The 19,429-nt window shown below is 73.4% G+C and carries 16 protein-coding genes; 12 read left to right on the top strand and 4 right to left on the bottom strand.

Going from position 1 to position 19,429, the window contains the following annotated elements; genetic code table 11:
• The first annotated feature begins 83 nt into the window (after positions 1–83).
• Positions 84–926 carry a MurR/RpiR family transcriptional regulator gene (locus tag R4Z63_RS12375; protein ID WP_037925278.1) on the top strand — a complete coding sequence of 281 codons (843 nt, stop codon included), beginning with the start codon at positions 84–86 and terminating at the stop codon, positions 924–926.
• Between the two features lie 3 nt (positions 927–929).
• On the opposite strand, the gene R4Z63_RS12370 is transcribed toward R4Z63_RS12375, so the two are convergent.
• On the bottom strand, positions 930–2,102 hold the full coding sequence (locus tag R4Z63_RS12370; protein ID WP_384447970.1) for an FAD-dependent oxidoreductase: 1,173 nt from the start codon (positions 2,100–2,102) through the stop codon (positions 930–932).
• Positions 2,103–2,221: 119 nt separating this feature from the next.
• On the opposite strand from R4Z63_RS12370, the gene R4Z63_RS12365 reads away from it, so the two are divergent.
• The gene (locus R4Z63_RS12365) at positions 2,222–2,779 is read left to right on the top strand and encodes a TetR/AcrR family transcriptional regulator (RefSeq protein WP_037925280.1); all 558 of its coding nucleotides are present in this window, start codon (positions 2,222–2,224) and stop codon (positions 2,777–2,779) included.
• Between the two features lie 72 nt (positions 2,780–2,851).
• Here the strand turns inward: R4Z63_RS12365 and R4Z63_RS12360 are convergent, their stop codons facing one another.
• Positions 2,852–4,204 carry a type III PLP-dependent enzyme domain-containing protein gene (locus R4Z63_RS12360; protein WP_037925557.1) on the bottom strand — a complete coding sequence of 451 codons (1,353 nt, stop codon included), beginning with the start codon at positions 4,202–4,204 and terminating at the stop codon, positions 2,852–2,854.
• Between the two features lie 105 nt (positions 4,205–4,309).
• On the opposite strand from R4Z63_RS12360, the gene hutU reads away from it, so the two are divergent.
• From hutU to R4Z63_RS12320, 8 genes are all read left to right on the top strand, one after another.
• Positions 4,310–5,974, top strand: a complete 1,665-nt coding sequence (gene hutU / locus R4Z63_RS12355; RefSeq protein WP_037925282.1) for a urocanate hydratase — start codon at positions 4,310–4,312, stop codon at positions 5,972–5,974.
• A 20-nt stretch (positions 5,975–5,994) separates the two neighbouring features.
• Positions 5,995–7,185, top strand: a complete 1,191-nt coding sequence (locus R4Z63_RS12350; RefSeq protein WP_037925559.1) for an allantoate amidohydrolase — start codon at positions 5,995–5,997, stop codon at positions 7,183–7,185.
• The gene (locus tag R4Z63_RS12345) at positions 7,176–8,543 is read left to right on the top strand and encodes a formimidoylglutamate deiminase (RefSeq protein ID WP_384447966.1); all 1,368 of its coding nucleotides are present in this window, start codon (positions 7,176–7,178) and stop codon (positions 8,541–8,543) included. The genes R4Z63_RS12350 and R4Z63_RS12345 overlap by 10 nt, the downstream gene beginning before the upstream one ends.
• Before the next feature lie 83 nt (positions 8,544–8,626).
• Positions 8,627–9,805, top strand: a complete 1,179-nt coding sequence (hutI, locus tag R4Z63_RS12340) for an imidazolonepropionase (protein WP_037925287.1) — start codon at positions 8,627–8,629, stop codon at positions 9,803–9,805.
• A 113-nt stretch (positions 9,806–9,918) separates the two neighbouring features.
• Positions 9,919–10,596, top strand: a complete 678-nt coding sequence (locus tag R4Z63_RS12335) for an LPXTG cell wall anchor domain-containing protein (RefSeq protein ID WP_384447963.1) — start codon at positions 9,919–9,921, stop codon at positions 10,594–10,596.
• Positions 10,597–10,612: 16 nt separating this feature from the next.
• A complete protein-coding gene (locus tag R4Z63_RS12330; protein ID WP_384447960.1) occupies positions 10,613–11,641 on the top strand; it encodes a COG1470 family protein in 1,029 nt (342 codons plus the stop codon).
• A 5-nt stretch (positions 11,642–11,646) separates the two neighbouring features.
• On the top strand, positions 11,647–12,771 hold the full coding sequence (locus R4Z63_RS12325; RefSeq protein WP_384448052.1) for a hypothetical protein: 1,125 nt from the start codon (positions 11,647–11,649) through the stop codon (positions 12,769–12,771).
• Complete coding sequence (locus tag R4Z63_RS12320; protein WP_384447957.1) at positions 12,768–14,123, top strand: hypothetical protein; 1,356 nt, start codon at positions 12,768–12,770, stop codon at positions 14,121–14,123. The genes R4Z63_RS12325 and R4Z63_RS12320 overlap by 4 nt, the downstream gene beginning before the upstream one ends.
• 63 nt (positions 14,124–14,186) lie before the next feature.
• Here R4Z63_RS12320 and R4Z63_RS12315 read toward each other — a convergent pair whose 3' ends face one another.
• Positions 14,187–15,707, bottom strand: a complete 1,521-nt coding sequence (locus R4Z63_RS12315) for a peptide MFS transporter (RefSeq protein WP_037925292.1) — start codon at positions 15,705–15,707, stop codon at positions 14,187–14,189.
• Between the two features lie 495 nt (positions 15,708–16,202).
• Here R4Z63_RS12315 and R4Z63_RS12310 point away from each other — a divergent pair, with 495 nt between their 5' ends.
• On the top strand, positions 16,203–16,880 hold the full coding sequence (locus tag R4Z63_RS12310) for a response regulator transcription factor (protein WP_030961403.1): 678 nt from the start codon (positions 16,203–16,205) through the stop codon (positions 16,878–16,880).
• A gap of 146 nt (positions 16,881–17,026) precedes the next feature.
• Positions 17,027–18,292 carry an ATP-binding protein gene (locus R4Z63_RS12305; protein WP_384447953.1) on the top strand — a complete coding sequence of 422 codons (1,266 nt, stop codon included), beginning with the start codon at positions 17,027–17,029 and terminating at the stop codon, positions 18,290–18,292.
• Here the strand turns inward: R4Z63_RS12305 and R4Z63_RS12300 are convergent.
• On the bottom strand, positions 18,289–19,410 hold the full coding sequence (locus tag R4Z63_RS12300; protein WP_384447950.1) for an IS630 family transposase: 1,122 nt from the start codon (positions 19,408–19,410) through the stop codon (positions 18,289–18,291). The genes R4Z63_RS12305 and R4Z63_RS12300 overlap by 4 nt on opposite strands.
• Positions 19,411–19,429 lie beyond the last annotated feature (19 nt).

The following is a 19,429-nucleotide window of genomic DNA, read 5'->3' as shown; positions in this document are numbered from 1 at the left end:
CGCGGGCACCGGCTTGCCCCGCTGCATAACCGCATGCAGAGTGCTCCGTGACTGAATAAATCACCGGGACGGAGGGGGACGGTATGAGCGACAGCCCGGCGGCGCGGCTCCAGGCGCTGTTCGAGGGGCACCGGCTGACGCCGACCCAGCGGCGGATCGCGCACTGCATGGTGCGCGGGGCGGCGGAGGTCCCGTTCCTGTCGAGCGTCGAGCTCGCCGAGCTGGCCGGGGTGAGCCAGCCCTCGGTGACCCGGTTCGCCGTGGCGCTCGGCTTCGACGGCTACCCGGCGCTGCGCAGGCACCTGCGCGAGGTGGCTCCGGCCGAGCGGGCCGCCGCGCCCGGCGAGGACTCCTCCAACGAGTACCAGCAGGCCGTGCTGGGCGAGATCGAGAACCTGCGGCAGCTCGCCGAGATGCTCGCCGACCCCGCGCCGGTCGAGGAGGCGGGGCGGCTGCTCGCGGCCTCGACCCCGCTGCCGGTGCTCGGCCTGCGGGCGGCCTCCTCGCAGGCGCGTGGGTTCGCGTACTTCGCCGCCAAGGTGCATCCGGACGTACGCCTCCTCGACGAGGGCGGCTCGATGATGGAGGACCGCATCGACGCGGCCCTCTACGAGGGCGCCACGGCCCTGCTGTGCTTCGCGCTGCCCCGCCACCCGCGGGAGGTCGTGGACACGCTGGAACGCGCACGGAAGGCCGGCCTGACCGTGGTGACGGTCGCGGACTCGGCCTTCGCCCCGGTGGCCCGCCACTCCGACCTCCTGATCCCCGCCCCGGTCGGCACCGGCCTGGCCTTCGACACGGCGTGCGCGCCGATGCTGCTGGGCCGGGTGCTGCTGGAGGCGATGGCGGACGCCCTGCCCGACGCCCAGGCCCGGCTGGAGGCCTTCGACGCCCGGGCCGCGGCCCGGGGGCTGTTCGTGGAGTGAGCCTCAGCGGTAGTCGAGCTCGGCCAGCTCGGTGGCGAGGCGCACGCGCAGCGCCGGGATGCGGGCGAGCAGGGGCAGCAGGGTGTTGCGCACGGCGCGCAGCGCCCCGTTCCGGGTGGTCGCGACGCGGGTCATCCGGTCGGTGAGGGCCACCACGCGCAGGGCCACGGGGCGGCGCGCGGCCTCGTAGCCGTCGAGGTCGCCGCCGGCCAGGGCGCGGCCGAGGGCGTGGCCGTCCTGGATGCCGGTGTTCATGCCCTGCCCGCCGGCCGGGCTGTGCACGTGGGCGGCATCCCCGGCGAGGAGCAGGCGCCCGGCGCGGTAGCGGTCGGCGACGCGGTGGTGGATCCGGAACCGGGAGGACCAGACGAGTTCGCGGACGGCCGCCCCGTCGGGGACGCGTTCCTCCAGCAGGCCCCGGACGAAGGCGAGGTCCGGCTCGGCGGGGGCCTCGGCGACAGTGGCGACGATCCGGTAGCGCCCGCAGGTCCCGGAGGTCTCCCCGGGCAGCGGGGCGATCACCATGAGGCCCGCCGCGCCGAAGACGAGCGAGACCTCCCGCGGGCCCGGAGCCCAGTCCATGACCACGTCGGCGAGGACGAAGGACTCCCCGTACGCGCTGCCCTCGAAGGCGATGCCCGCGGCCGCGCGGACCGCGCTGTGCATCCCGTCGGCGCCGACGACGTGCGCGGCGCGCAGGGTCTCGCCGGTGGCGGTGGTCAGGGTGGCCCCGTCCGCGTCCTGGGTGACGCCGGTCACCTCGTACGGGCGGTGGACGTCGCCGCCGAGCGCCCGCAGGCGGCGCAGGAGGACGGCCTCGGTCTCGTACTGGGGAACCATCAGCGCGTAGGGGTGGGCCGTGGGGAGGCGGTCGAAGTCGACGGCCGCGAGCGGGCGGGCGCCGTCGCGGATCCGGAACCGGGAGACGGGCAGGCCGCGGCCGACGAGGTCGGCGGTCAGCGCCCCGCTCGGGTCGAGCTCGTCGAGGACCTCCAGGGTGCGGGCGTGGACGACCGCGGCCCGGGAGGTGTTGGCACCCTCGCCCTGCCGGTCGAGGAGCACGAAGTCGACGCCGGCCTCGGCCAAAGTCACGGCGAGGGCGAGGCCGGTGGGGCCGGCGCCGACGACGGCGACTTCGGTGCGGGCGGGGAGCGGGAGTGCGGCGGTGCTGGTCATGAAGGCCTCCTCCGGCATGCCAACGTTTGTTGGCCAACGGCTGTTGACATCAGGATGCGCCTGCCCCGCTCACATGTCAACGGTTGTTGGCACACGCTTGTTGGCCTACGGTTGTTGACATGACAGAGCGACGCTCATCCGACCGGACCCGGGGTGTGATCCTGCGCGCCGCGCGCGAGCGGTTCGCCGCCCAGGGGTACGAGCGCACGACCATCCGGGCGGTGGCCTCGGACGCCGGGATCGACCCGTCGATGGTCATGCGGTACTTCGGCAGCAAGGAGCAGCTCTTCGGCGCCGCCCTGGCGGTGGACCTGCGCCTGCCTGATCTGGGCGCCGTGCCGGCCGGGGAACTTCCCGCCGTCCTCGTGCGCCACTTCGTGCAGCGGTGGGAGGGCGACCCGGCCGACGACGCCCTGCTGGTGCTGCTGCGCTCGGCGGTCACCAACGAGCAGGCCGCGGACCGGATGCGGGAGATCTTCGCGGCGCAGGTCGCTCCGGCGCTGGCGGCGGCCCTCGGCCCCGAACGGGCGGCCCGCGTCGCCGGACTGGTCGCCGGCCAGCTGCTGGGCCTGGCCCTGACCCGCTACCTGCTGCGGCTGCCCGCGGTCACCGCGCTGAGCCCGGACGACCTGGTCGCGGGCCTGGCCCCGGCGCTGGCGGCCGTCCTGGCCGGGTGAGGCGGGGCGGGGGCCCGCGCCCGTCCGCGACGGCGGCCCGCTGCAGCAGTGCGCCGCGCAGACGGCGGCCCGCTACAGCAGCGCGTCGCGCAGGGCGCCGCCCGCCTCCGCCACGATGTCCGCGGCGGACTGCGCCGGCCTGGCGAGGCTGAAGCGGACCCGGCCCCGCGGGGTCACCGTGAAGCCGTGGACCGCCGGGCGCGGCAGGCTGTTGTAGCCGTAGTGGGCCGTGAAGAAGTACGCGCCGGTGTCCGGGATGCCGATCAGGTCGCCAGGGGCGAGCGGCGGCAGCTCGCGGGCCGCGGCGAGCAGGTCCCCCGCGAAGCAGGCCGGGCCGGCGACGTCCTGCGCCACCGGGCCGCCGGCCTTCGGGGCCCCCTTCGCGTCGTACGGCAGGATCCGCACCGGCCAGGTCGCCGGGGCGTAGGCGGTGCGGGTCGCCAGCTGGACACCGGCGTGGGTGAGCGCGATCGGCCGGGAGCCGCTGCTCTTGGTGTACTCCACCCGGGCCAGCACCAGGCCGTGTTTGGCCAGCAGGGACCGGCCGAACTCGGTGACCAGACCGTACGACCCGTCGAAGAGCGCCGGTACCGCCTCGCGCAGGACGGCCACGTACCGGGCGTAGGTCGGGGTCACCTCGTCGGAGGCGAAGTTGACCGGGAGCCCGCCGCCGATGTCGAGGGTGTCGATCCGGCGCCGCCCGGCCGCCGCGTTGATCTCCTCGGCCAGCACGTGCAGGTCCCGCACGCCCTGCGCGATCAGCTCCAGTGGGACGCCCTGCGAGCCCGAGTGGATGTGCAGGCGGGTCAGCCACGGCCGGTCCAGGAAGGCCCGTACGAGCCACTCGCGCGCCCCGGGATCGCGCAGGGCGACGCCGAACTTCGAGGTCGACGTCGCCGTCGACAGCGCGGCGACGGCGCCCGCGCCGGTCTGCGGGTTGATCCGGACGCCGATCGGTGACGTCGTGGGCGCCGCGGCGACGAGGGCGTCGAGGCGTTCCAGCTCCTGGCCGTTGTCGGCGTTGACGGCGATGCCCAGTGCCAGTGCCTCGCGCAGCTCGGCCGTGGTCTTGGCGGGGGAGTCCAGGACGGTGCGGGCGGCGGGGACCCCGGCGGCTCGGGCCAGTGCCAGCTCGCCGGGGCTGGCGACCTCGCAGCCGAGCCCGGCGTCGGCGAGCAGCCGCAGCACCGGGACGAGCGGGGCGGCCTTCACCGCGAAGGCGTGCAGGACGGCCGTACCGGGTGCCAGGGCATCCGCGAAGGCGTGGGTCAGGGCGGCGGCCGAGGCCCTGATCCGGTCGGTGTCCAGCAGACAGACCAGGGGCTCCGAGGAGTCGGCGCCGCCCACCAGCCCCTGCTCGACGGCGGCCCGTACGACCAGATCCCGGCGCTCGGCGGCGCCCTCGCCCTCCGTGTCTGCGGCCATGTCAGCCATCCCATCATCCGGCGTGGCCGACCGCAGCTGTTGACTGAATCTATTCAGAGAGCGAGTATGTGAATGAAATCAACCACATCGGAGGAGGCACCCGCCATGTCAGGACCCCGCCCCGTACGCGCCGCGCGCGGCACCGAGCTCAGCGCCCTGGGATGGCAGCAGGAGGCCGCGCTGCGGATGCTCCAGAACAACCTCGACCCCGAGGTCGCCGAGCACCCCGACAAGCTGGTCGTCTACGGCGGCACCGGCAAGGCGGCCCGCGACTGGCGCTCCTACGACGCCATGGTCCGCACCCTGCGGACCCTCAAGCAGGACGAGACGATGCTCGTCCAGTCCGGCCGCCCGGTCGGCGTCATGCAGACCCACGAGTGGGCGCCGCGCGTCCTGCTCGCCAACTCCAACCTGGTCGGCGACTGGGCCAACTGGGAGGAGTTCCGCCGCCTGGAGCACCTCGGCCTGACCATGTACGGTCAGATGACCGCCGGCTCGTGGATCTACATCGGCACCCAGGGCATCCTCCAGGGCACCTACGAGACCTTCGCAGCCGTCGCGGCCAAGAAGTTCGGCGGCACCCTCGCCGGTACGATCACCCTCACCGCCGGCCTCGGCGGCATGGGCGGCGCCCAGCCGCTGGCCGTCACGATGAACGACGGCGTCGCCATCTGCATCGACGTCGACCCGCGCGCCATCGAGCGCCGCATCGAGCACCGCTACCTGGACGTCAAGGCCGACGACCTGCGCCACGCCCTCCAGCTGGCCGTCGAGGCCCGCGACGCCCGCAAGCCGCTCTCCATCGGCCTGCTCGGCAACGCCGCCGAACTGCTCCCGCAGATGCTCGCCGAGGGCGCCCCGATCGACATCGTGACGGACCAGACCTCCGCCCACGACCCGCTGTCCTACCTGCCCGTCGGCGTCGACTTCGACGACATGGCCTCCGCCGCGGCCAAGGACCCGGCCGGCTTCACCACCCGGGCCCGCGCGTCCATGGCCAAGCACGTCGAGGCCATGGTCGGCTTCATGGACGCCGGCGCCGAGGTCTTCGACTACGGCAACTCCATCCGCGGCGAGGCCCAGCTGGCCGGCTACGACCGCGCCTTCGCCTTCCCCGGCTTCGTCCCGGCCTACATCCGCCCGCTGTTCTGCGAGGGCAAGGGTCCCTTCCGCTGGGCCGCCCTGTCCGGCGAGGCCTCCGACATCCACAAGACCGACAAGGCGATGCTCGAACTCTTCCCCGAGAACGAGTCCCTGCACCGCTGGATCAAGATGGCCGGCGAGCGCGTCCACTTCCAGGGCCTGCCCGCGCGCATCTGCTGGCTCGGCTACGGCGAACGCGACAAGGCGGGCGAGCGCTTCAACGAGATGGTCGCCGACGGCACGCTCGCCGCGCCCCTCGCGATCGGCCGCGACCACCTCGACTGCGGCTCGGTGGCCTCCCCGTACCGCGAGACCGAGGCCATGCTCGACGGCTCCGACGCCATCGCCGACTGGCCGCTGCTCAACGCCATGGTCAACGTCGCCTCCGGCGCCTCCTGGGTCTCCATCCACCACGGCGGCGGCGTCGGCATGGGCCGCTCCATCCACGCGGGCCAGGTGACGGTCGCCGACGGCACCGCGCTGGCCGGCGAGAAGATCCGCCGCGTCCTCACCAACGACCCGGGCATGGGCGTCATCCGCCACGTCGACGCCGGCTACGACATCGCCGAGACGGTCGCCGACGAGCGCGGGGTCCGCGTCCCGATGCGCGAGGGCGACGACGCGTGACCAGCGTTTCCTTCCACCAGATGTGGGCCGACCTCGCGCCCGTCGGCCGCAGCGCCGACACCGGCGGCTACCGCCGCTACGCCTGGAGCGGGGCCGACGCCGACTGTCGGACCTGGTTCCAGGAGCAGGCCGAGGCGCGCGGACTCGCCTACGAGACCGACCGCAACGGAAACCAGTGGGCCTGGCTCGGCGACCCCCTCGCCGGGGACGCCGTGGTCACCGGCTCACACCTGGACTCCGTCCCCGACGGCGGGGCCTTCGACGGCCCCCTCGGCGTGGTCTCCTCCTTCGCGGCCCTGGACGAACTCCGCAGGAGGGGCGCGGAGTTCTCCAGGCCGCTGGCCATCACCAACTTCGGCGACGAGGAGGGCGCCCGCTTCGGGCTCGCCTGCGTCGGCTCCCGGCTCACCGCCGGCCAGCTGACCAAGGAGAAGGCCCACGAGCTGCGCGACGCCGACGGCGTCAGCCTGCCGCAGGCCATGGAGGCCGCCGGGTACGACCCCGAGGCGATCGGTGCCGACCCCGAACGGCTCGGCCGGATCGGCGCGTTCGTCGAGCTGCACGTCGAACAGGGCCGCGCCCTGGACCTGTCCGGGGACCGGGTGGGCATCGCCTCGGCGATCTGGCCGCACGGCCGCTGGCGGTTCGACTTCCGCGGCGAGGCGAACCACGCTGGCACCACCCGCCTGGTGGACCGGCGCGACCCGATGCTGACGTACGCGGCGACCGTCCTGGCTGCCCGTACGGAGGCGGCCCTCGCCGGTGCCGTGGCCACCTTCGGGAAGATCTCCGTCGAACCCAACGGGGTCAACGCCATTCCGTCGCTGGTGCGCGGCTGGCTCGACTCCCGCGCCGCCGACCAGGCCACCCTCGACACGGTCGTCACCGCCATCGAGAAGGCCGCCCGCGAGCGCGCCGACCAGGATGGCGTCGACCTCGGGATCGTCCGGGAGTCCTTCACCCCGGTCGTCGAGTTCGAGCACGCCCTGCGCGACGAGATGAACCGGATCCTGGGCGGGTCCGTCCCCGTCCTGGGCACCGGGGCGGGACACGACGCCGGAATCCTCTCCGCCGCGGTCCCGACCGCCATGCTGTTCGTGCGCAACCCGACCGGCGTCTCCCACTCCCCGCGGGAGTTCGCCGCAGAGGACGACTGCGTGGCCGGTGTCCTCGCCCTCGCCGACGTACTGGAGGGCCTGGCATGCCGCTGACGACGTACTGGCTGGAGCACGCCTGGCTCGGCACCCGCCCCCGGCCGACACCGGGTGGCACCCCCGTCGAGCAGGGCGTCGCCCTGGAGGTCACCGAGGACGGGCGGATCGGCGCCCTGCGCACCGGGGTCGCCAGCCCGCCGCCCGGCGCGGAGCCGCTGCGCGGCCTGACGGTCCCGGGCCTGGCCAACGCGCACAGCCACGCCTTCCACCGGGCCCTGCGCGGCGTCGTCCAGATCGGCTCCGGCACCTTCTGGACCTGGCGCGAGCTCATGTACGAGGTCGCCCAGAACCTCACCCCCGACAGCTACTTCGCGCTCGCCCGCGCCGCGTACGCCGAGATGGCGCTGGCCGGCATCACCCATGTCGGCGAGTTCCACTACGTCCACCACGCGCCCGGCGGCACCCCGTACACCGACCCCAACGCCATGGGCGAGGCCCTGATCGAGGCCGCCGCCGCGGCGGGCATCCGCATCACCCTCCTCGACACCGCCTACCTCTCGTCCGGGTTCGGCGAGGCCCCCAACGCCCACCAGCGGCGCTTCTCGGACGGCACCGCCGACGCCTGGGCCGCACGCGTCTCGGCCCTCAAGCCCCGCGGTCACGCCCGGATCGGCGCGGCCGTCCACTCGGTGCGGGCCGTACCCGCGGACCAGCTGGCCACCGTCGCCCACTGGGCCGCGGAGCGGCAGGCCCCGCTGCACGTGCACCTCTCCGAGCAGACCGCCGAGAACGAGGCCTGCCAAGCCGCGCACGGCCGCACCCCGAGCCAACTGCTGGCCGACCACGGGGTGCTCGGCCCGCGCACCACCGGCGTCCACAACACCCACCTCACGGACGCGGACATCGCCCTGCTCGGCGCCACCGGCACCGGCACCTGCATGTGCCCCACCACCGAACGCGACCTCGCCGACGGCATCGGCCCGGCCACCCGGCTCCAGCGGGCGGGCAGCCCGCTCTCCCTGGGCAGCGACAGCCACGCCGTGATCGACCTGCTCGAAGAGGCCCGTGCGATGGAGCTGAACGAGCGCCTGCGCAGCCGCACCCGGGGCCACTGGACGGCCGACGCGCTGCTCACCGCCGCCACCGGCGACGGGCACGCGGCGCTGGGGCTGCCCGACGCGGGCCGCCTGGAGGCGGGCGCGCTCGCGGACTTCACCACGATCGCGCTGGACTCCGTCCGCACCGCCGGCCCGCCGCCGCGGTTCGGCGCCGAGACGGCGGTCTTCGCCGCCACCGCCGCGGACGTCCGCCACACGGTGGTCGGCGGCCGCCACGTCGTCCGCGACGGCCACCACACCCTGGTCGAGGACGTACCGTCCGCCCTGTCCGAAGCGATCGCGGCCCTCCGCGGCTGACCCGGCCCGCCCCCGCCCCTTCCCCGCTTCCCGGGGCTCCGGAAGGAGCGGCGCGGGGGCGGGCGAGTTCTGAGAGGAACCCAGTGACCACCACGGCCATCACCCACATCGCCGCCCTCGTCACCAACGACCCGTCCGTCGGCGACGGCAGCCCCCTCGGCCTGATCGAGAACGCCGCCCTCGTCATCGACGGTGACACGGTCGCCTGGGTCGGTCCCGCGGACAAGGCTCCGGCCGCCGACACCGCGTACGACGCGCAGGGCCGCGCCGTCATCCCCGGCTTCGTCGACAGCCACAGCCACCTCGTCTTCGCCGGGGACCGCACGCAGGAGTTCAACGCCCGGATGTCCGGCCGCGCCTACTCCGCCGGAGGCATCCGCACCACCGTCGCCGCGACCCGCGCCGCCTCCGACGCCGCGCTGGAGGCCAACCTCGTCCGCCACCTCGACGAGGCCCGCCGCCAGGGCACCACCACCTTCGAGACCAAGTCCGGCTACGGCCTCACCGTCGCCGACGAGGCCCGCGCCCTGCGCATCGCCGCCGCGCACACCGACGAGGTCACCTACCTCGGCGCGCACATCGTCTCCCCGGACTACGCCGACGACCCCGCCGGCTACGTCGACCTCGTCACCGGCGAGATGCTGGCGGCCTGCGCCCCCTACGCGCGCTGGGTCGACGTCTTCTGCGAGAAGGGCGCCTTCGACGGCGAACAGGCCCGCGCGATCCTCACCGCGGGCGCCGCCGCCGGGCTCATCCCGCGCGTCCACGCCAACCAGCTCTCCCACGGGCCCGGCGTGCAGCTCGCCGTCGAGCTGCGGGCCGCGTCCGCCGACCACTGCACCCACCTCACCGACGCCGACGTCGACGCCCTCGCCCAGGCGGCGGACACCACGGTCGCCACCCTGCTGCCCGGCGCCGAGTTCTCCACCCGCGCCCAGTGGCCCGACGCCCGCCGCCTGATCGACGCGGGTGCGACCGTCGCCCTGTCCACGGACTGCAACCCCGGCTCCTCCTACACGAGTTCCATGCCCTTCTGCATCGCGCTCGCCGTCCGCGACATGCGGATGACCCCCGACGAGGCCCTGTGGTCGGCGACCGCCGGCGGCGCCCGCGCGCTGCGCCGTGCGGACATCGGCGTCCTGACCCCGGGGGCCCGTGCCGACCTGGCCCTGCTGGACGCCCCCAGCCACGTCCACCTGGCCTACCGGCCGGGCGTGCCGCTGGTTTCCGAGGTGTGGCACCGGGGCGTCCGCGCCTCCTGACGCACGGCCGATCCGGGCCTGTCCTTTGTCTTCCCTCCGCAAGGCCCCCGGCGTACCTTGAGCCACCGATCTGATGTGCCGTCAGGTATTTGTGGCCCGAGGGGAAGACGAAGGTGTCCGACCGCAAACGCTCCACCGCGCTCGCGCTGGCCTCCGCGCTGGCCGGATCGGCGGTGCTGTTCGCCGCCCCCACCGCCCACGCCGCGGTCGTCGACGTGGCCTACGACTGCAAGACCCCGATCGGGGACAAGTCGGCGGTGTCGCCCATCGCCATCAAGGCCGTCAAGGCGGGCGACGGCTACACACTGACGATGTCCTTCCAGAAGGGCGTCTCGTCCAGCCCCATCGAGCTGGGCAAGGGCGCCATGAGCCCCAGCGCCGTCATCGTCGTCGGCGGGGCCGAGAAGGCCTCCGTACCGGTCGCCGGGCCGTCCAACCCCGAGGCCGTACCGCCCGACACCCCCATCAAGATCACCGACCTCTCGGGCACCTACACGCCGGGGAAGACCGGCAGGGTCACCTTCACCGCAGGCGTGCTCACCATCAAGGCGATGGGCACCACGACCACCTGCACCCCCGGCAACCACCCCGGGCCCTCCCTCGAACTGGACGTCACCGCCCCGGGCGGGGCCGGCACGCCGTCCGGCGGCGACTCCCCGCCCGACACCCTCCCGCAGACCGGACCGACCGATTCGGCCCTCGCCCTCGGCACCCTCGGCGGCACCGTGATGCTCACCGGCGCGGCCGGAGTGCTCTGGCTGACCCGGCGCGGCCGGCGGGCCCGGTCCTGAACGGGGCACCCCGGCCATGCCCGTACCGCACACCCCCCGGACCGTCCGCCGCCTCCTGGCCCTGCTCGCGGCGGCCGCACTGCACACGGTCCCCGCCGTGCCCGCGGCCGCCGACGCACCGGGCTGGACCGCCGAACCCGCCGCCGGAGCGGCCGCGGCCCGGCCCGGCGGCGCCCGCCCGTACTTCTACCTGGAGGGCGCCCCCGCCACCGTGCTGGAGGACCGCCTCGCCCTGACCAACACCACCGACCGGGAACACACCGTCACCCTGCGCGGATCCGACGCCGTCGACGGCGTCCCCGCGGTGCCCCCGGCCGCTCCCGCCCCCGGTGCGGGCGGCGCCGGGTCCTGGTTCAGCTTCGGCGCCGGGGCCACCGTGACGATCCCGCCCCGCACCCGCGCGGTGGTCCCGTTCACCGTCACCGTGCCGCCCACGGCACCGCCCGGCGACCACCCCGCCGCCGTGATCGCCGCCGAAGCGGGCCGGGAGGCGGGCGTACGGGTCCACCTGCGGGTCTCCGGCCCCACCCTGGCGGCCCTCACCGTCGAGGACGTCGCCATACGGGGCCGGGGCACGGCCGCGGTCGTCGCCTACACCCTGGTCAACCGCGGCAACGTGGCCCTCGTCCCCGAGCTGTACCTCCGCGCCGAGGGCGCCTTCGGCGAGCTTCCAGGCCGCGGGCCGCGCCCCGTTCCGGTCGAACTGCCGCCCGGCCGGAGGGTCGAATTGACCGAGCCCTGGCCCGGCGCCCCGGTCTTCGACCGGGTGCGCGTCACCGTCACCGCCACCGCCCCGGGCGGCGCCGCGTCCACCGCGTCCGCGTCGGCCTGGTGCGTGCCCTGGCGGGCCGCCGGCCGGACCGGTCTCGGCCTGCTCGGCCTCGGCGGGACCGCGCTGGTCACGCTGACCCTCGTACGCGGCCGGCGGCGCCTGCGACGGGGGCCGGCGGACGGCGGGGCCGACGGCGCCGGTGGCGGACCCGGCGGGAAGCCCGGAGCGGCGACCCCCGCACCGGAACACGAACTGACGGGAGCCTCCAGGTGAGCGCCATGGTCGGCGGCACAGCACGGGGCAGGGCCGGCGGCACCACCCGGTCCCTGCTCGCGGCGCTCGCGGCATGCATCCTCGTACTCCTTCCCGCCGCCCCCTCCGCCGCGGACGGGGCAGAACCCACCGCCGCTCTCTCCCTCCAGGAGGCCGCCCGGGGCAGCGAGATCACCGTGACCGGCACCGGCTGGCGGGCCAGGACCCTCGTGATGCTGCTGGTCTGTGGGCAGAACATGATCGGCGGCACCAACAGCTGCGCCAACGCCGACGGGGCGGCCGTCTCCGTCGCCGAGGACGGGCACTTCGCGGCCCGGCTGCCCGTGGCACCCCCGCCGAAGCCCTGCCCGTGCGTCGTCAACGTCACCTCCGTCAACGGGGACGGGGCCACGGTCGCCGTCCCCCTGAAGATCACCGGCCATCCGGTGGCCGAACTGCCGGCCGCATCCGGCACGGGCCGCCTCGCCCTGCTCACCGGGGTCCGGCTGGAGGGCGAGGACGGCGTCCTGACCTGGTTCGGAGCCCCACCCGCCCGGAAGTTCAAGGTCACCGTCGGCAACCTCGGCACGGCCCCCGTCAAGGACCCCGTCTTCCAGCTCGGCACCGCCCACGGCGTGTTCGCACCGCTGTGGGAGGAGGCCCGCTGGAAGGGGACCGTCCCGCCCGGCGGCACGGCGGAGGTCGCGCTCGACGTCGTCCTGCCCGCGGGGGCCCACGGCGACTACACGGTCTCCCTCAAGTACGGCGAGACCGTCATGGCCACCCAGCCCTGGGGCGTGGCCCGCCCCTACGGGGTCGTGCTCTTCTGGGGCCTGCTCCTCGTGGTGGTCCCGGCCGCCCTCTTCCGCATCGGCATGGCCGTCGTCGACAGGGTCCGGCCGCACACCGCGGGCGGCGCCGGACACCGCCGGGGCGCACGACGGGCCGGGGCCGCGGCCGCGGTGACGGCCCGGCTTCCCCGGCTCCCGCGTCCGCGCCCGGCCGGGCCGGCCCGTAGCGGGCGGCCGGAGCAGCCCTCCGCGACCTCCACGGCGGTCCTGCCGTGGTTCACCCCGGACAACGCGCCGGAGACGCCACCCCAGACGTCCGCACCGTCTGAGAACCGTTCGACGACGAAGGGACCATCGTGAAGAACCGACGGAGGGCGACCGCGGCCCTGGTCGCGCTGCTGCTCGGCGGCGCGGGCCTCGCCATCACGGCTCCAACCGCCCAGGCCGCCGAGGCCACGTTCAAGGTCAGGTGCGTGCCGCCGGCCGGCGGCGGCTCCCCGGTGGAGGGCGAGACCACCGCGAAGATCACCGCACCGGCCGCGGCCAAGGTCGGCGACGAGGTCGACGTGTCCTGGGAGACGCTCAAGCCGGCCTCGAACAACACCGACCTGATGGACATCCCGAAGGACTCCGTCCAGCCCACCGGCTGGATCACCGTGGGCGGCGGTGGCGGGGAGCTGAAGGTCGTCGGGGAGAAGAAGAACCCGCCGATCCCGAAGAAGGCCCCCATGCAGATGTCCACGATGAAGGGCAAGCTCAAGCTCACCAAGGCCGGCCGGATCACCCTGACGCCCGGCAGGTACGACGTCGCCGTCACCTTCTCCTTCGGCACCTTCGTCACCAAGTGCGCGCCGGTCGGCGAGGTCGCCGGCGGAGCGGCCATCGACGTGTCGGGCGACTCCAGCGCGGGCACGACCACCGGCGGCACCACCACCGCCGGCGGAACGGCGAACGGCGGCACCACCGGCGGCACCACGTCGGGCGGCACCACCGGCGGCACCACGTCGGGCGGCACCACGTCGGGCGGCTCCACCACCGGCGGCTCCACCGCCTCGGGCGGCAGCGGCGGCGGAGGCGGTCAGAGCGACTTCCCGGGCACGGCGGTCGAGGTGACCTTCGACTGCGGGGCGGTCGTCCCGGGCGGGATCAAGACCCCCGTCACGATCAACGCCAGGAAGAACGGCGGCAGCTACGGCCTCACCGTCAAGACCGCCAAGGGCGCGATGGCGGCGCCCATGGCCCTGCCCGCGGGCGCCCTCAAGCCCTCGATGGACGTCAGGCTCGGCGGGGCGGACAGCGGCACGGTCAAGGTCTCCGGCCCGGCCAACGCCGAGCCGATCCCGGACAAGGCCCCGGTCAGCCTCAGCGACATGACCGGCACCTACACACCCGGCGGGTCCGGCCGGGTGACGCTCAGCCCGGACCGGCTGACCATCGACGTCACGATGGCCCCCGGCTCCACGCCCATCAACGTCCCCTGCCGGGCGACGAGCAGCGGCGTCTCGCTGGAACTGGACACCACCGCCCAGCCGGGCGGCTCCGGCTCCGCGACCGGCACCACCGGCAGCACCGCCTCGGGCGGCCTGGCCGAGACCGGCGCGCGGGACGGCGGCGGCGTCAAGGCCCTCGCGCTGATCGCCGGCACGGTGATCCTGCTCGGCGGCGCGGTGTTCACCTTCACCCCGTGGCGCCGCCTGCGCGGCACCCGCTGACACGGGAACGGCCCGGCACACCTTCCGGTGTGCCGGGCCGTCGTCCCGCCGGAGCGGGACGGGTCAGTTCATGCCGCCCATCAGCATGTTGACCTTCTTGCGGTACATGAAGATCGCGACACCGGCGAGGACGGCGGCGAACGCCTGGAAGAGGATCACGCCGACACCGTTCAGCTGGACGTCGGCCAGGCTGAGCAGACCGGTGACGCAGTCACCGGCGGTGACCGCCAGGAACCAGACGCCCATCATCTGGGAGCCGTACTTCTGCGGCGCCATCTTCGTGGTGACCGACAGGCCGACCGGGGAGAGGCACAGCTCGGCGAGCGTGTGCATCAGGAAGATCAGCACCAGCCACCACATGGTGACCTTGGTGTCGTTGCCGGCGGTCTGGCTCAGCGGGATGGCGAAGACGAAGAACGAGGCACCGACGATGATCAGGGCCGTGGAGAACTTCGCGATGGTGCTGGGCTCGCGGTTGCGGCGGGCCAGCGCCACCCACACGGCGGCGAAGACCGGGGCCAGGGCCACCACGAAGAGCGGGTTCAGCGACTGGAAGATCGTGGTCGGGACCTCCCAGCCGAACAGGCTGCGCTCGGAGTTCTTGTCACCGAACAGCGAGAGGGTCGAACCGCCCTGGTCGTAGATCATCCAGAAGACGGCGGCGGCCACGAAGAACCAGATGTAGGCGCTCATCCGGGTCTGCTCGCCGGGGCTGAGGTCCTTGTCCCGCTTGATGCGGGCCAGGACGGCGACCGGGATGACCAGACCGGCGATGGTGATCGGGTACAGCGCCCACTTGATGGTGAACATGTCCGCCGCGACCACGGCGCCGTAGAAGACGGCGACGACGGCGAGGACGGCCAGGGCCTTGGTGATCACGGCCTTGCGCTCGGCCGGGCTCAGCGGGTTCGGGACGATGCTGCTCTTCGGGCTCAGGGTGCGGCCGGCCAGCAGGAAGACGGCCAGGCCGATGCCCATTCCGACGGCGGCGAGCGCGAAGCCGAGGTGCCAGTTCACCGTCTCGCCGACGATGCCGATGCCGACCGGGGCGAGGAGGGCACCCACGTTGATGCCGATGTAGAAGATCGTGAAGCCGCTGTCGCGACGTGGGTCGTCCGCGTCCTTGTACAGGTGGCCGACCATCGTGGAGATGTTGGCCTTCAGCAGACCGGAGCCGACCGCGACCAGCAGCAGACCGACGAAGAACGCCAGCTGGCCGGGGACGGCGAGTGCCACGTGGCCTGCCATGATGACGAAGCTGGCGATGGCGACCGTCTTGCGGGCGCCCCAGACGCGGTCACCGAACCAGCCGCCGGGCATGGCCATCAGGTAGACCATGGCCACGTACACGGAGTAGATCGCCGTGGCCGTCGCCGCGGTGAAGCCGAGGCCGCCGCCCTGGCTGCCGGTCGCGGCGTCGACGCCGCCGGAGACCAGGTACAGAACGAGAAGCGCACGCATGCCGTAGTAGGAGAAGCGCTCCCACATCTCGGTCATGAACAGCGTGGCCAGGCCGATCGGGTGGCCGAGGACGGTCTTCTCGTGAGCGGGGCTCGGTGAGGCCGTCGTCAGGCTGGAAGCCATGGTCGATCCTTGCTTGCTCGGGACGCTTCGGCTTCGTGAGCCCATCCGCGCCCGGTGGGGGGTGGCCGGCACCGGCGGACGGAGTCCCGCCCCACGCCCCGGGGGTCTCGCCCCCGTCGAACAGGGGGTGAGGGGAATCCGCTACCGGGATCCACGCCCACCCGCGCACCATCACGCGAGGGGCCCGGCCAACAGGTCATTCACGTCGAGTCCGGCCGGTTCGGTCCCTCTGGGGGGCCGCCCGTCCGGTTCAGGACAGAAACAGAGACCCATGTGCTGCTTTTCGGCACAAAGGTCCCTGAGGTATTGCATCAGGCGTCTCGCCACCATACGACACGACACTGCGGCATATGAAAGGACTTGAGAGATGGATCACAAGGTGAGTCGGGAACCGTTCGGCCATATTCGAAGGCGTTCAGCAGCTCATAAGACCAGATCGGAAGGGGCGTGCACGCAGGCCTCTCGACCAGGTCGCCTCGGACTACCATCACCCACATGACGCGTGTACTGCTCGCCGAGGACGACGCATCCATCTCGGAGCCCCTGGCCCGCGCCCTGCGCCGGGAGGGGTACGAGGTCGAGGTCCGGGAGGACGGCCCCACCGCCCTGGACGCGGGACTTCAGGGAGGAGTCGACCTCGTCGTCCTGGACCTGGGCCTGCCGGGCATGGACGGACTCGAAGTCGCCCGCAGACTGCGCGCCGAAGGCCACGGCTTCCCGATCCTGGTCCTCACCGCCCGGGCGGACGAGGTCGACACGGTCGTCGGCCTCGACGCGGGCGCCGACGACTACGTGACCAAGCCCTTCCGCCTGGCCGAGCTCCTGGCCCGGGTCCGGGCCCTGCTCCGGCGCGGCGCCACCGAGGCCGCCCAGCCCCCCGCCACCCACGGCGTACGGATCGACGTCGAGTCGCACCGTGCCTGGATGGGCGAGGAGGAGCTCCAGCTCACTGCCAAGGAGTTCGACCTGCTGCGCGTCCTGGTGCGCGACGCCGGCCGCGTCGTTACCCGGGACCAGCTCATGCGGGAGGTCTGGGACACCACCTGGTGGTCCTCCACCAAGACCCTCGATATGCACATCTCCTGGCTGCGCAAGAAGCTGGGCGACGACGCCGCCAACCCGCGCTACATCGCCACCGTCCGCGGCGTCGGCTTCCGCTTCGAGAAGAGCTGACCCCCGGGGCCTTCCTCCCGGATCCGGCCGGGCCCGCGTGCTCCGCCGCGCCCGCTCACCGCGTCGTCCCCCTCCTCCGCCTGACGACCGGGCGCACCGGACCCCGCCCCCCGATCCGGCCTGATCCGGAAGAAAGGCCCCAGCCCATGCGCCGCCGCCTCATCCAGTCCACGCTCGCCGTGGTGCTCGTGGTGATCGCCGTCTTCGGGGTCTCCCTCGTCATTGTGGAGACCCGGACCATCACCAGCAGCGCCCAGGACCGGGTCGAGGCCGAGGCGCTGCGCCTGGTGGGCATCGTCGAGGCGAACGTCCTTGAGAAGAAGCCCAACGACCCCTCCACCCTCGCCGAGCAGCTCGACGCCGGCCACTTCGCGCGCATCACGATCCCCGGGCAGCCGGCCCTGGAAGTGGGCGTGCCGATCCCCGACAGCGTCGTGCGCGGCACCGCGCGCGGCGAACAGGGCGAGATCGTCGTCGTGGAGGAGGCCCGCGCCACCGTGACGAGGGAGGTCGTACGGACCCTGGCCGTCGTCGGCGCGGTGGCCCTGCTGGCCGTCGTGGCGGCCGTACTGCTCGCCGTACGGCAGGCGAACCGGCTGGCCTCCCCGCTCACCGACCTCGCCGAGACCGCGGAGCGGCTCGGCTCGGGCGACCCGCGGCCCCGGCACAAGCGTTACGGGGTACCCGAGCTCGACCGGGTCGCGGACGTGCTGGACTCCAGCGCCGAACGGATCGGCCGGATGCTCACCGCCGAGCGACGCCTCGCGGCCGACGCCTCCCACCAGCTGCGCACCCCGCTCACGGCGCTGTCGATGCGACTGGAGGAGATCACGGTCACCGACGACCTGGAGACCGTACGGGAAGAGGCCACGATCGCCCTGACCCAGGTCGAGCGGCTCACCGACGTGGTGCAGCGGCTGCTCACGAACTCGCGGGACCCGCGCACGGGCTCCGCGGTCCCCTTCGACCTCGACGAGGTCGTCAAACAGCAGGTGGAGGAGTGGCGGCCGGCCTACCGCAGCGCGGGACGGGCCATCGTGCGCTCCGGGAAGCAGGGCGTACGGGCCGTCGGCACCCCCGGCGCGGTCTCCCAGGTCCTGGCCACCCTCGTGGAGAACGCCCTGATGCACGGCGGCGGCACCGTCGCCCTGCGCACCAGGGTGATCGGCAACCAGGCGGTGCTGGAGGTCACGGACGAGGGCCCGGGTGTCCCGCCCGACCTCGGGAACCGCATCTTCGAGCGGGCCATCAGCGGCCGGAACTCCACCGGGATCGGCCTCGCGGTCGCCCGGGACCTCGCCGAGGCCGACGGCGGGCGCCTGGAGCTGCTCCAAACGCAGCCCCCGGTGTTCGCGCTGTTCCTCAGCCGTACGGCCCCGCCGCCCGCCGAGCGCGAGAAGACGGTGCGCTAGTGTCCTGCGCCGGAGATCCGTCGGCAGAAACGGGCGAGGGAGTCGAGGATCTCCTCGGCAGTCTTGGTCCAGATGAACGGCTTGGGGTCTTCGTTCCAGTTCTTGACCCACTTACGGATGTCCGCTTCGAGGGCCTGGACGTTCTTGTGGGCGCCGCGGCGGATCATCTGGTCGGCCAGGAAGCCGAACCACCGCTCGACCTGGTTGATCCACGAGGAGCCGGTCGGGGTGAAATGCAACTGGAAGCGGGGGTGTTTGGCCAGCCATGTCCTGATCGCCGGGGTCTTGTGGGTGCCGTAGTTGTCACAGATCAGGTGGACCTGGAGATGGGCGGGCACCTCTTTGTCGATCTTGATCAGGAACTTCTTGAACTCGGCCGCCCGGTGTCGGCGGTGCAGGGCGCTGATGACCTCACCGGTGGCGACGTCGAACGCGGCGAACAGGGTGGTCAGGCCGTTGCGCACGTAGTCGTGGGTCCGCCGCTCGGGCATGCCGGGCATTATCGGCAGCACCGGCTGGGACCGGTCCAGGGCCTGGATCTGGGACTTCTCGTCCACCGAGAGCACCACCGCGCCCTCGGGCGGGTTGAAGTACAGACCCACGACGTCGTAGACCTTCTCCACGAACAGCGGGTCCGTCGACAGCTTGAACGTGTCCGTCAGATGCGGCTTGAGCTGGAACTTCCGCCAGATCCGGCCCACTGTGGACTTGGACAGGCCGCTGCGGTCCGCCATCGACTTGCGCGACCAGTGGGTGGCGTTCTTCGGGAGTTCCTCCAGCGTGGTGGCCACGACCGCCTCGACTTGGTCGACGCTGATGGTGGGCGGGCGGCCTGGTCGCGGCTCGTCAACGAGCCCGTCCAGCCGCTCGGCGAGGAACCGCCGCCGCCACTTGCGGACCGTGTCCGCGGTGACCCGCAGATCCCTGGCGACCGCGACGATCGGCGGCACCTCCGGCCCCGCGCACGCCAGCACAATCCGTGCGCGCAGGGCCAGAGCCTGGGCCGACGTTGCCCGACGTGTCCACCGCTCCAACGCCGCCCGCTCATCAGTAGAGAGCAGCAACGGCTCGAGCTTCGGGCCCCGACGAGGAGCAGACGCACCAGCAGCAGAAGTCACATACCAACTAACGATCAAC

Source organism: Streptomyces sp. PL-29, assembly GCF_058344425.1.
The sequence above is the reverse complement of the archived record's forward strand: the minus strand, read 5'-3'. Positions and strand labels throughout refer to the sequence as shown.